This is a genomic window from Ensifer sp. ENS03 (assembly GCF_014852035.1).
Classification (GTDB): Bacteria; Pseudomonadota; Alphaproteobacteria; order Rhizobiales; family Rhizobiaceae; genus Ensifer; species Ensifer adhaerens.
Genome location: NZ_JACVAV010000008.1, coordinates 278239 through 289295, shown reverse-complemented (window position 1 = coordinate 289295; position 11057 = coordinate 278239). Strand labels below are relative to the sequence as shown.

At 63.1% G+C, this 11057-nt stretch carries 11 protein-coding genes; 3 read left to right on the top strand and 8 right to left on the bottom strand.

The window, feature by feature from the left end; genetic code table 11:
- Positions 1-180 precede the first annotated feature (180 nt).
- On the top strand, positions 181-303 hold the full coding sequence (locus tag IB263_RS34510; RefSeq protein ID WP_255380984.1) for a hypothetical protein: 123 nt from the start codon (positions 181-183) through the stop codon (positions 301-303).
- Between the two features lie 53 nt (positions 304-356).
- Here IB263_RS34510 and IB263_RS25260 read toward each other — a convergent pair whose 3' ends face one another.
- Positions 357-674 (bottom strand): hypothetical protein, encoded by a 318-nt coding sequence (locus IB263_RS25260; protein ID WP_034790534.1) that lies wholly within the window; start codon positions 672-674, stop codon positions 357-359.
- 277 nt (positions 675-951) lie between these two features.
- Positions 952-1842 (bottom strand): LysR family transcriptional regulator, encoded by an 891-nt coding sequence (locus IB263_RS25255; protein ID WP_034790537.1) that lies wholly within the window; start codon positions 1840-1842, stop codon positions 952-954.
- A 98-nt stretch (positions 1843-1940) separates the two neighbouring features.
- Between IB263_RS25255 and IB263_RS25250 the strand changes: the two genes are divergently transcribed.
- Complete coding sequence (locus tag IB263_RS25250) at positions 1941-2690, top strand: sulfite exporter TauE/SafE family protein (protein ID WP_034790540.1); 750 nt, start codon at positions 1941-1943, stop codon at positions 2688-2690.
- A gap of 168 nt (positions 2691-2858) precedes the next feature.
- Here the strand turns inward: IB263_RS25250 and IB263_RS25245 are convergent, their stop codons facing one another.
- Both IB263_RS25245 and IB263_RS25240 read right to left on the bottom strand, forming a co-directional pair.
- Positions 2859-3191, bottom strand: coding sequence for a multidrug efflux SMR transporter (locus IB263_RS25245; RefSeq protein ID WP_034790543.1), 333 nt, complete (start codon positions 3189-3191; stop codon positions 2859-2861).
- Positions 3192-3233: 42 nt separating this feature from the next.
- A complete protein-coding gene (locus IB263_RS25240; RefSeq protein WP_034790550.1) occupies positions 3234-4157 on the bottom strand; it encodes a DMT family transporter in 924 nt (307 codons plus the stop codon).
- A 392-nt stretch (positions 4158-4549) separates the two neighbouring features.
- On the opposite strand from IB263_RS25240, the gene IB263_RS25235 reads away from it, so the two are divergent.
- Positions 4550-5467: a LysR family transcriptional regulator gene (locus IB263_RS25235; RefSeq protein WP_060521144.1), complete on the top strand. Its 918-nt coding sequence runs from the start codon at positions 4550-4552 to the stop codon at positions 5465-5467.
- Positions 5468-5888: 421 nt separating this feature from the next.
- Here the strand turns inward: IB263_RS25235 and IB263_RS25230 are convergent, their stop codons facing one another.
- From IB263_RS25230 to IB263_RS25215, 4 genes are read right to left on the bottom strand one after another with little or no spacing between them, the layout of a single operon-like run.
- Entirely contained in the window at positions 5889-7481 is a 1593-nt protein-coding gene (locus IB263_RS25230) for a TolC family protein (protein ID WP_082566507.1), read from the bottom strand.
- The gene (locus tag IB263_RS25225; protein WP_060521143.1) at positions 7478-9538 is read right to left on the bottom strand and encodes an FUSC family protein; all 2061 of its coding nucleotides are present in this window, start codon (positions 9536-9538) and stop codon (positions 7478-7480) included. Before IB263_RS25225 ends, IB263_RS25230 begins: the two co-directional genes overlap by 4 nt.
- Positions 9516-10580, bottom strand: a complete 1065-nt coding sequence (mdtN, locus tag IB263_RS25220; RefSeq protein ID WP_060521142.1) for a multidrug transporter subunit MdtN — start codon at positions 10578-10580, stop codon at positions 9516-9518. The genes IB263_RS25225 and mdtN overlap by 23 nt, the downstream gene beginning before the upstream one ends.
- The gene (locus IB263_RS25215; RefSeq protein ID WP_060521141.1) at positions 10577-10822 is read right to left on the bottom strand and encodes a YtcA family lipoprotein; all 246 of its coding nucleotides are present in this window, start codon (positions 10820-10822) and stop codon (positions 10577-10579) included. Before IB263_RS25215 ends, mdtN begins: the two co-directional genes overlap by 4 nt.
- Between the last annotated feature and the right edge of the window lie 235 nt (positions 10823-11057).

The following is an 11057-nucleotide window of genomic DNA, read 5'->3' as shown; positions in this document are numbered from 1 at the left end:
AACACCCGGCTCCTCAAGCACCGCGTTGGAAGATCAGCAAGCGGTCGACGTCGGAATTTCGAGTGGGGCACTGCTTTGCCTGGCGCTCTTCGTTGATCCCGACCGAGCTGTCTCCCATATGCGACGAGCCCGGCCTCTCCTCCCGGCGGGCTCGACAACAACGACCCAGGAAGAATAAAAATGAACAATAATGGACGCCTATCGGGCAACTCCTTCGCTGCGCATAACCTCCGCGATCGCCTGGCGGCCGACGGTCTCGCCTATCTGGTCGCGCTGATGCCCGTATTCCTGTTGCTCTGCTAAGCTCGACTGCCGCGTTTCAGGACGCCTGTCGTGGACGCGCTCTGTTCGCGGCCTCAAAGCCACCTTCGGCGCAAGAAAGATCCCCATTCGGCTTCAATTCTCAGCTTTCGGAGGCGATCGCCGCTTGTGACGTGCGCGGCGTAGGAATTGGTAAAGGTGACGAGCAGGATGCGCGCCATCTTCGGATCTCCTTCGGTTCGCTCAAGTTCGTCGGCGATCTCTCGGTAGAGAGCTTCGCTCGACGTGGGCTCGGCGATACGCCGTTCCGCCATCTCCAGCATCCGTTCGACAAAGGCGAGATCGATCACATAGGCCGGCATCGATTTTCCGATCATGATGATGCCCCGCTGCCTGCAGAAGAGGTCCGGCATGGTGTCTCGTGCGTGGGAACGCACGGGCGGTCCGTCTGAGAGAAGGTGGGAGTCCGGGGCGTGTCCTGTCCTGTTCGGAAAAGTATCATGCTCCATCTCCTTCTCACGCTATAGGCCCAGCAAGGATCGGGCCGAAGGATATCCCTATGGGAGCCCAACCGCCAAAGGCGCGAAGAGTTCCAAGGGAAAATCAACTTTTGCGATCAAAGGTCGCCTTCGCGCGACGACGCCAAACGCATGGAAGGGAGCGCGTGAGGCTACCGGCGCGTTTCTAAGGTCAATGCGAACCGCTCGAGCCCAGATGCTCGAACAGGTCTCGCGCCGGCGGGGACAGTTCCTCTTCCGCGCGCACGCAGACGGACAGCCGCCGCGTCGCCCAGTCATCAGCAAGGCGCACGAACGCGGTCTTGGGAGATCTGCCGCCGCGCCGTGCCGCCGTCTCCGGCATGATGGCAAGGCCGACACCCGCCGAAACCATGTGACACATGCCTTCGAAGCTACGCATGCGCGAGCGCATCTTCAGCGTCAGCCCCAATCTCCGAGCTTGTGCATCGATATGGCTCTGCAATGCGCCATCTGCCAAGCCGACGAAAGGCTGGTCCGCAATGTCGGCGAAGAGTGCCCGCCTGCGTGCCGCGAATACGTGATCGCGTGGGATGACGGCGACGAGCCGGTCGACGGCAAAGGGACGCAGTTGCAGGCCGCCAGTATCGACCGCGTCCGAAAGAATGCCGATCTCCACGAGGTCGGCGGCGACGGCTCTCGCAATCTCGATGCTTTGCCGTTCCTTCAGATCGACGTCGATCCGCGGATGCGCCGTCATCCAGGCGCCGAGCCGCTGTGGCAGAAACTCTGTGAGTGCGGCGGTGTTCACCGCAAGCCGGATTGTTGCTCGAAGGCCATCGGCGTGTTCACCAAGCTCGCCGCGCATCCGCGCCATCTGGCGCAGGATCAGCCGGGCGTGATGCGCGAGCGCTTCTCCGGCCGGCGTCGGCCGCACCCCGCGGCGACCACGTTCGAGCAGTTTGACTTTGCCGATCATCTCCATGTCGCGCAGACGTTCACTTGCCGCCGGCAACGAAAGCCCGGCATCCGCAGCACCATGGGTCATGCTGCCGGCATCCACCACGGCAAGAAACAGACGAAGGTCGATAAGATCGAAACGCATGCAAAGGAGGCTAACGGAAAAACAGCCTTCGGACCAGCCGAAGTCTGACTGCGGATGATCCGCATTGTGCCGATGCGGGTATACGCTATGCCGATGGCATGTTCGATCTTGCTCCGTCCCTCGTCGTTGCGATTGCCGCAACTTTCTTCGCCGCCGGCATCCTCAAGGGCGTCACCGGCATGGGGTTGCCGACCTTGGCGATGGGCGTGCTCGGTACGCTCATCTCTCCACTTGCGGCCGCCAGCCTGTTGATTGCCCCGTCCTTCGTGACAAATGTCTGGCAGCTTCTCGCGGGCCCGAGCTTCGGCGCGCTTGCGCTCCGGCTTTGGCCGATGATGCTGGCGATCGTTCTTGGCACGCTCAGCGGTTCTTCGGTGCTTGCCGGTGGCAGCACCGCGCTCACGACGGGCGCGCTTGGTGCGGCCCTCCTTCTCTACGCCGCCTTCACGCTCTTTGCGCGCCAGCTTCGCGTTCCGGCGAAGTGGGAGCCGTGGCTGTCTCCCGTGGTCGGCGCGGCAACCGGGATCGTCACGGGCGCAACCGGCGTCTTCGTCATCCCGGCCGTGCCCTATCTGCAGGCGCTAGGTCTTGAACGGGACGAACTGGTGCAGGCGCTCGGCCTCTCCTTCACCGTCTCCACAGTCGCCCTCACCGCCGGGCTCGTCTGGCGGGGCGCTTTCGAGGCCGACAATCTGCTCTTCTCCGGCCTCGCGATTGCGCCGGCGCTCGCCGGCATGTGGGCGGGGCAAGTCGTTCGCAACCGTGTCGACCCGCCCGTATTCCGGCGCTGGTTCCTCATCAGTCTGCTCGTCCTCGGCGCCGAAATGCTTGCGCGGCCGCTTCTGTAGGTCCTCGCCCAGTCCGTGGTTTGGTCATCTTGGGACGGAAAACTGCCGCTACGGGACCCATTACGCAAGACGCGGATCGCGCTGGCTGACGTTCCCAAGAGCTTTGCTGAGAAACATCGATCAATATATTGAAGAAACTACGTTTTAATGCCGACTCCGGCCCGGAATTCAGGCCGGCACGATCTTCAGCGCGATGACACCGCCGGCGATCACCAGCATTGCGGTTGCCCGCGAGACTGTGATGGTTTCTCCAAAGAGCAGCACACCGCAGAGCACGGAACCGACGGCGCCGATGCCGGTCCAGACCGCGTAGGCTGTTCCGAGCGGCAAGGTCTTGAGCGCCTGGGTGAGCAGGGACAGAAAGATCACCAGGGCAACGATCGAGACCAGCGTCCAGGACAGGCGGCTGTAACCGTTCGAGAACTTGGTGCTGACGGCCCAGGCGACGTCTGCAACGCCGGATAGCACGAGGTAGATCCAGGCAAGCGATGTGGATGACATGGCAATTCTCCAGGGTTCGGCAGATCGCGATCGGTTGCGGCTTCAGACGAGTTTAATAACGGCGACACCGGCCAACAGCAGCACCACGCCGCCCAGGCGCAGCCCCGACACGGACCTCTGCGGCAGACGGAACCAGCCATAGCGATCGACGAAGACACTTGCGACCTGCTGGCCGGCCACGGTGAGACCAACCGCCGCGGCCGCACCAATCGCTGGGATTGCGGTAAAGACCGTGGTGACATAGGTCGCTCCGGCGAGACCACCGAGCCAACCCCACCAGGGCATCGTCTGCACGCCGGTGATGTTGGGACGGGATGTCTTTTGCCCGGCGAGCACCAGAAGCATCACCGCGGCCATGGCGAGCGTGGCGACGAGAAACGAGATCGCACCCACCGCGAACGGCGCACCCCCGAGATCATGGCGCAGGAGCGCATTGACGGCACCCTGGACCGGGAGCACGGCCCCTGCCATCAGCGCAAGGGCAATCCAGCCAAGCCGGTCGACTTTAACATTGTCTTTTCCGCCTTGCCCGAACACCACCATAGCAACCCCGAGGAGCACGACGAGCGTGCCAACGGCGGCCCCGACCCGCAGTCCCGTCGGCGGAACGCCCAGCAAGCCGAAACTATCGAGCGTCAGGGAGGCGAGCATCTGTCCGGCTATGAACAATCCGACGGAAACGACGGCGCCAAGGCGGGGGAAGAGAACGATGGTCGAGACGACATAGACGGCTGAGGCGGTGCCTCCGACGAGATGCCACCACTTGACCGCGGGAATTGCACCAAGCGCGGCGATTGTTCCCGTCAAGAGGGTGACGAGAAGCAGCAGACCGGTACCAATCGCGAGCTGAAGTGTGGTCGCCGCAAAAGGCGATCCGACAGCTTTGGAAAGTTGTGCGTTGGCACCCGCCTGGACAGCGAGCAGACCACCCGCAAACAAGGCCAATGGGACGAACAGGGTCTCCATGACGGGACCTCCTTGATGAGAATGAGTTGAAAATGGAGGAAGGGTTGATCAGGTGGACGTGCTCTGGTGCGCCCGGACCTGAGGAAGGTGCGGGGCGGTCGGGTGATCACTCGTCTCAGGCACCAGATCGCTGAAGAATGGGATCATCTTGCGTCGCTCCACCGATCGGCCCATCCGATCGTGACACCATCTTTAGACGGTGCTCGGTTGCAGAACGATCTGTCGTTTCGCCTACTGCCTCTGCATATTTGCACAGCCGCTTCAATGACGGTACCACAGCGAATAAGGCGTTTGACCGTGGAGCTCGATTGCGCAGAGCGATTGACAATACGCGGTGATAGCGGTGCAAATTCGCTCATCCGATGAACAACCTGTCTTAGGTTTGCCCAATCATGCACAGCCATCACCGTATCGACTGGGAAGACCTCCGCTTCGTTCTGGCAGTCGCGGAGGCGAACTCCCTTGCTGCTGCTGCCCGGGCGCTTGGCGTCAATCACACAACAGTGTTAAGGCGTGTCGGGTCGTTCGAACAGAAGCTCGGGGTCCGGCTGTTTGACCGCCTCCCGTCCGGCTACATGCTCACCGCCGGCGGCGAGGAGCTGCTGGCCGTGGCCCGGCAGATGGCTGAAACGGTCACGGAGCTCGAGCGCCGCTTGACGGGTCAGGATCTGCGGCTCGAGGGTAGCCTGCGGATCACCACCACGGATACGCTGATGGCGTCCATCCTGCCGTCGATCCTGGCGGATTTCCGTCAACGCCATCCCGGCGTCCTGCTCGAGGTCAGCACCTCGAATGCGCTCGCAAACCTCTCGCATCGCGACGCGGACGTTGCCATCCGCCCCGCGGTCGATTCACCGGATGCATTGGTCGGTCGCCGGATCGCGAAGGTCGCTTTCGCCGTCTATGCGGCGCCGTCCTATCTCGATGTGCGGGAGCTGACAGCCGACACGCTGAATATTGCACGGGAGCACTGGATCGGGCTTGGTGACGCGCTTGCGTCCACGAGCGTGGCACGATGGATGCGCGCGACGCTCGTGGCACCCGCGGTCTTGCGTTGCGATTCGCTGGTTACGGCCCGCGAGGCGGCAAAGGCCGGCATCGGTCTTGCGGCCCTGCCCTGTTATCTCGGAGACACGACGCCCGGTCTCATCCGTATCGGCGCACCGGTCGCCGATATGACGAGAGAGCTTTGGCTTCTCACACACGAGGATCTGCGGCGCACGGCCCGCGTCAGCGCCTTCACCGAATTTGTTGGCCAGGCGCTCGCGAAACATCGGCCGCTCCTCGAAGGCAACAAGCCCTCAACTTAGGAGTTCCCCCGGGAACGGCCAATGCGGACGGAGCGCTTAAGATCGCTTTAAATCCAGTTGATCAGGGACACGTCAGATGCCAAGCTCAGTTTGCGAAACCTATCCCGGAATATGCGAAAAAAACCGCCTGAAGTATCCGCGGCCACCCCGCCTCCTGCGTGCTGCCAACCAGAACCTCCGAGGTGCGCCACGGCCGATATCGTTCGCGCCGGTAGCCATTTCACTGACCGTTGAAAGCGAAAGCGCTTCGGCAATCCGGATCGGATCGGCTATCTCGATGCTGGGATTGCTCGTTCTTGCCGCGTACGCCGGGACGACGGCCGTTGCAGGGATTCTTGCCGGCGGATTCGATGGACTGTTGATCGAGGCGTCGTCGAACCTCTGGTGAGTTCGGCACTGGGCGACCCGTCGCCTCAGGCCGTCAGAAGCGATTGACCGCATTGCGGTTCGTCAACGTTCCCGTTGCAAAAGCAAGGCTTGCCGCGGCGACAAGCGTGTCGCTGTAGGCGGTCGCCTTTGCGACTTTCGCCTGGAGCAACGCCGTCTGCGCGATGCTGACATCGGTGATCGTGCCCAGGCCCTGCTTGTAGTAGTCGACCGCAGCATCGTAGGTCGTCTGAGCGGCCGTCGTCAGCTCGCTTGCGGCCGCATAGCCGGCCAGGCTGGTGCGCAGCAGATCATAGGCGACGACGACTTCCCGCGCCGCAGTGTTTTGCAACTGCGCCATCTCCTGCTCGGCAGCGCCGACCTGCGCCATCGCCGACTGCAACCGCGCGTCGCGCAGTCCGCCATCGTAAATCGGGAAGCTCAGGCCGATCATCAGGTTGGCGTTCGGCTGGTTGACGCGGATCGTCGAGCGCTGGTCGAAACGGGTGTCTTCGACGCTGAGCGAGCCGATATTGCGGTTCACGTTGCCCACCAGCGCGACCTTCGGCATGAACTCCGCGCGGGCGGCCGCAATACCGTTCTTGTCGGCCTGCAGGCGGGCAAAAGCCGCCTGCACATCCGGGCGACGCTGGAGCGATGTCGCAATCAGCCGGTTGAGGTCCTCGGGCACAGCCTTCGGCAGAGCACGATTGCTGCCGTCGGCGATGCGGATCTCGAGCGTTGGCGAGACCCCGACCGCTTCGAGAAGCGTCATATAGGCATTGCGCTCGTGCCCTTGCGATTGGGTCAGGTTGAAGCGCGCCTGCGCCACTTGCTGGTTTGCCTGCGCGACTTCGATCGATGTGGCGATGCCGCGACCCATGCGCGCCTTGGCGGCTGCCTGGACAAGCTCGGCATTCTGCACCGTCTGGCGGGCGATCTTCAGCTGAACACGCGCCGCCGTCAGGACGAAATAGGCGTTGGAAACATCGAAGATCAGCTTCTGGTGCGTACCGTTGAAGGTCACGTTTGCGGCAAACGCCAATTGCGTTGCCGCCTCTCTCCCCGCATCCCGCCCGCCGAAATCGAGAAGCAGCCACTTGACCGTAAGGGATGGAATGAACTGCGCGCCAGTTGTCGTCAGCGTGCCGGGGGCGATCGGTATGGGACCGCCGATGCCGGGCGCAGTCGCCGACGTCTGCTCCAGACCGGCGAGTACATCGGCCGTCAGGAGAGGCAGGTACACCGCTTCGGTGATGCCGACGGCAATCGCCGCCTGCCGGGCGCGCTGCCAGGCGGCACGGGTGATCGGATTGGTTCGCTGGGCGATATCGACCAGTTCCGGCAAGCTGTAATCGTGTTTCGGATCGATCGACGGCGTCGCGATCGTAATCGGGATCTCAGGGTTCGGCGCGAGAGAGAAATCCGGCGCGCCGGCACTCACCTTCGAGGCGTCCTTGGTGCCCGTTCCCGAAACGGCCGGCCGGTCGGCGCTCGGTGGCGCCAGATCATCGAGTGCAGCGGACGTGCAGGCTGCCGGGATCGACAATGCGCCAAGGAGAAGAGAGCCTCGGGCAGCACGGCACATGCTTCGGCAAAGGGCGATCACCCCTACCGAAACCCACCTCGCCCCCGCAGAAACCATCATTCCAAGGCATCCCCCGCTGCCAGCCGCCGAACCACAGTCTCGATCTTCTCGTAGAGTGCAAGCCTCCAGGCGAGCTCGTCGCGAATTCGCCGGGGAAAACCTCCGGCATGTATGCTTGCCTTCCGGGCGCGGGCGAGACGCGCTTTCAGCCGCCGAAGCGCCAGGGCCAGATCCGCACTGGGCTTCGGCCGGTGCCATGCCTCTAATCCCTCGGCCTGATCGTTCAGCCATTGCGCCACCGCGTGTTCATAGCCGAGAACCGCGCGCTTCAGCGGCGTCGGCGCGCCCCGCAACGGACCGAAGGCCCGGTCGTGTTCGCGCAATTCGACGATCGGGGCGGCCAGTTCCTGCAGGCTGAGGGCAATGCGCTCCGTCGTCCGGGCATCGATGTCTCCCCGCCGCACGTTTGCAGGCTCGAAACGCAGCAGTTCACTCTGGCGCAATGCGCCAGCGACACCGCTGATCAGGTCGGCATAGTCGCCGGTGGGGCCGCCGCGGCGCGCTAACAGATTGGCAAGCGTGGCACCGCTCGTAGCAAGGCTCTTGCGTATTCCCTGCCCGATGCTGACCGGCCAGATCGTCGAGAAAACGACCGAAACGACGATGTTGCCGAAGACGATGCCGATGATGCGATCCCGCGCCTCGTTGAGATCCAGACTCGGGCCGAAGCCGTGCAGCACGACGAGAAAAAAGCAGAGCGCCATCTGCCAGCCGATATAGGAAATGCGCTCCGAGCCGACGGAGATCCATGCCGCAATGAGGCTGACCGCACCGACAAGAAAGGCGAGCTGGCCGATATCCGTCATGTGCGGCACGAGCCAGATCGTCGAGCCAATCGCCACGGCGCCGCCAAGGAGGCAGCCCGTCAGCCGCAGTGCCAGCTTGTGCATGGTCTCGCCCGTCGTTCCAAGCGCTACCATGAAACAGGTGATCAGGGCGGTGTGGATCGCAAACCAATCGAGGGCCGTGTAGGTGATGTAGGTGATCATCACCGCAAGCAGAGCCTTCAGCGCGAACTGCGTGTAGAGCGGATTGCTGAAAGCATCCGGCAGGAAGAACCCTCCCTTATGCGCATCTGACACCGGCCCGGGCGGGTCTGCTTCCGATAGGATATCGACGATCCTTTCGACCTGATGCGCCGGGAGCGCATCACCGGCTTCAAAGGCGCGAAAATCGGGTGAGCTTAGCAGCGTCTGTTCCGGCGGCTTCCGCCTGCGGATCGCTTCGGCAATGCGGCGAAGAACCTCCGGCGCCGCAGCGTTTTCCCGCGGCCTTCGTTCATCAAGCGATAGGGCGAGTGCCAGCGTCAGCAAATCATAGGACGCGTCCGTCGCCGCCTGCATGCGCGGCACGTCGTGCTTGTCCATCAACGCCAGAAGCTTTGAGAACCCGGCATATTTCTTGAGCTCGCCATTGCCTTCGGCCAGCAACGTCGCAGCCACGCGTTTCGCCGCGTGGTCTCCACTGGACAGGAGCTGGCCCGCCACCTCCAACCGCTCGGCGATCGCCGAGCGTAGCCGTCGCGCCGGGCTGTGGCCGGTGATGAGATGGATCGCGATCAGGTAGACCACCGGGAAGAACACGACCACCCACATCCAAGCGAGCCCTCGGATCAGCAGTTCCGGGATCGGCACGATATCGTAGAGCGTCATGACGAAGGCAAAGACCATGGCGACCGTACCGATCGGCGGCCCGGCACGGCTTGCCTGCGTCAGGTACATGCCGCCGAAGGTAAAAAAGGCGACAAGTGCCAGGCGCAGTGCCGGTTCGTCCGCCACCACCATCAGGCAGACGATGGCCAGCAGAATTCCGATCGTCGCCCCGACAAGCAAGCCGATGGCGATCAGGATGCCGGAGCCGGCATCAGCTCTGAACGCGAAGAAGACGAGATAACAGGAGATCGCCGCTTCGGGGACCCGCAGCGCCATCGCCGTTACAGCAACCAGCGTGGTGACCAGCGCCATGCGCAGGGAAAGGTCCAGCCGGCCCGGATAGGGTTGCAATTCGTCCCAGAGGATCGACGTGTAGCGGACGCTACTTCGCGGCTGGAACAGCATCGGCGTCGTTATGCGCGGGCCCGATGACGACGACGGCGGAGGCGCCGACGCGCATCAGGTCCTCCGGCGGATTTTCAAGCCGCACATGCACGGGAAAGCGCTTGGCGACCCTCACCCAATTCAGCGAGTTGGAAACGATCGGTATGCCGAGGATCGTGGCGGAATCTTCCGAACGCACGCCCCAGCCGACACCCTCGACCGTGCCGGAAATACGGCGCTCCGGATCCGCCATTACGAAGACATCGGCGCGGCTGCCGATGGCGATCGCCTTGAGTTCTGTTTCGCGGAAGAAAGCGACGGTTTCCCATTCGGCGGTATCGATCAGAGTGAACAGCGTTTCGGCGGGAACCACGACTTTGCCGACCGTCGTGCGCAAGCCGACGATCTTGCCGTCGAAGGGCGCCCGCACGACGGTGTTCTCCAGGTCCCGCTCGGCAAGTGCTACCGTCGCGCGTGCGACATCCGCCTGGGCTTTACGGGTGTCGAGGGTTCCAATCACCCGGTTGGCTCCGTGGGCCGACTGCAACGCCTGAGCAAGGCTGACTTCGGCGTCTTTGACGGCGGTTCGCGCCTCGTCGACTTGCTGCGCCGTCACGAAGCGCTTCGGCAAGAGCGGCTCCAGCCGTTCCTGTGTCTGGCGCGCAAGCAAGACATTGTTCTGAGCACGGGCGATCTGCCTGTCCGCAACGTCGGCATTGGCGCGCTCGAGATCGAGATTGCGCTCTCCCTGCGCCACTTCCGACTGCGTCGCCTTCAGTTCGGCCTGCGCCTGTTCGAGACGCAGGCGATAGGGTTCCGGATCGAGGCGGAAGAGCACGTCGCCCTTCTTCACGCTCGCATTGTTACGCACCTCGACGGCGATTATTCGGCCCGGCACGCTCGCGGCGATCGCAACCGTCGGCGCATCGATTTCAGCGACGTCCGTGCGCGGGCTGCGATCGACCTGCCAGAAAGCGAAATAGACCGCAACGGCCGCACTGGCGATAATAAGCGGGCCGAGAGTGCGTGCAACTGCACGCCGGAAGACGTCATCGGCACTCAATGCGGCGCTCCGCCAAAGGCCAGAAACCAGTAGACGATGCTGGTGGTGAGCGCGAGCGAGAGGTAGACGAGAAGCGGCACGGGCAGGTGTTCGTCGATACCGGCGTGGACGAGGATCAGCCTTGCGACAACCGTAGTGACGATACCAAGCCCGGCACAAAGCAGCCAGGCTGGAAAGTAGGACCCGAACACCACGATCGAAGGGGCAAGCGGATCCCGGGTACACCCCGCGGCCGTCAGCATCCCCACCGATAAAAGTGCGCGCCCGATCGTCCACCGCCGGCGGCCGGCACGCATGCTAAGTCGAACCACACCATCCCCCGTGTCATGGCCATTGTCATGCAATTGCCGATACTGGTGAATTACGCGAGCCGATTCAACCATTCATGGACCGGCATCACCAGGGTTCGAGAAACGACCGGTCGTTGAGGGTCGGTGATCTGTCGTTCTTGGGACGGACGGCCTTGCCCCATATGGA

Excerpts from the sequence above, each read along its gene's own strand:
- IB263_RS34510 (WP_255380984.1), top strand. The coding sequence starts at position 181 with ATGAACAATAATGGACGCCTATCGGGCAACTCCTTCGCTGCGCATAAC.
- IB263_RS25260 (WP_034790534.1), bottom strand. The coding sequence starts at position 674 with ATGCCGGACCTCTTCTGCAGGCAGCGGGGCATCATCATGATCGGAAAA.
- IB263_RS25255 (WP_034790537.1), bottom strand. The coding sequence starts at position 1,842 with ATGCGTTTCGATCTTATCGACCTTCGTCTGTTTCTTGCCGTGGTGGAT.
- IB263_RS25250 (WP_034790540.1), top strand. The coding sequence starts at position 1,941 with ATGTTCGATCTTGCTCCGTCCCTCGTCGTTGCGATTGCCGCAACTTTC.
- IB263_RS25245 (WP_034790543.1), bottom strand. The coding sequence starts at position 3,191 with ATGTCATCCACATCGCTTGCCTGGATCTACCTCGTGCTATCCGGCGTT.
- IB263_RS25240 (WP_034790550.1), bottom strand. The coding sequence starts at position 4,157 with ATGGAGACCCTGTTCGTCCCATTGGCCTTGTTTGCGGGTGGTCTGCTC.
- IB263_RS25235 (WP_060521144.1), top strand. The coding sequence starts at position 4,550 with ATGCACAGCCATCACCGTATCGACTGGGAAGACCTCCGCTTCGTTCTG.
- IB263_RS25230 (WP_082566507.1), bottom strand. The coding sequence starts at position 7,481 with ATGATGGTTTCTGCGGGGGCGAGGTGGGTTTCGGTAGGGGTGATCGCC.
- IB263_RS25225 (WP_060521143.1), bottom strand. The coding sequence starts at position 9,538 with ATGCTGTTCCAGCCGCGAAGTAGCGTCCGCTACACGTCGATCCTCTGG.
- IB263_RS25215 (WP_060521141.1), bottom strand. The coding sequence starts at position 10,822 with ATGCTGACGGCCGCGGGGTGTACCCGGGATCCGCTTGCCCCTTCGATC.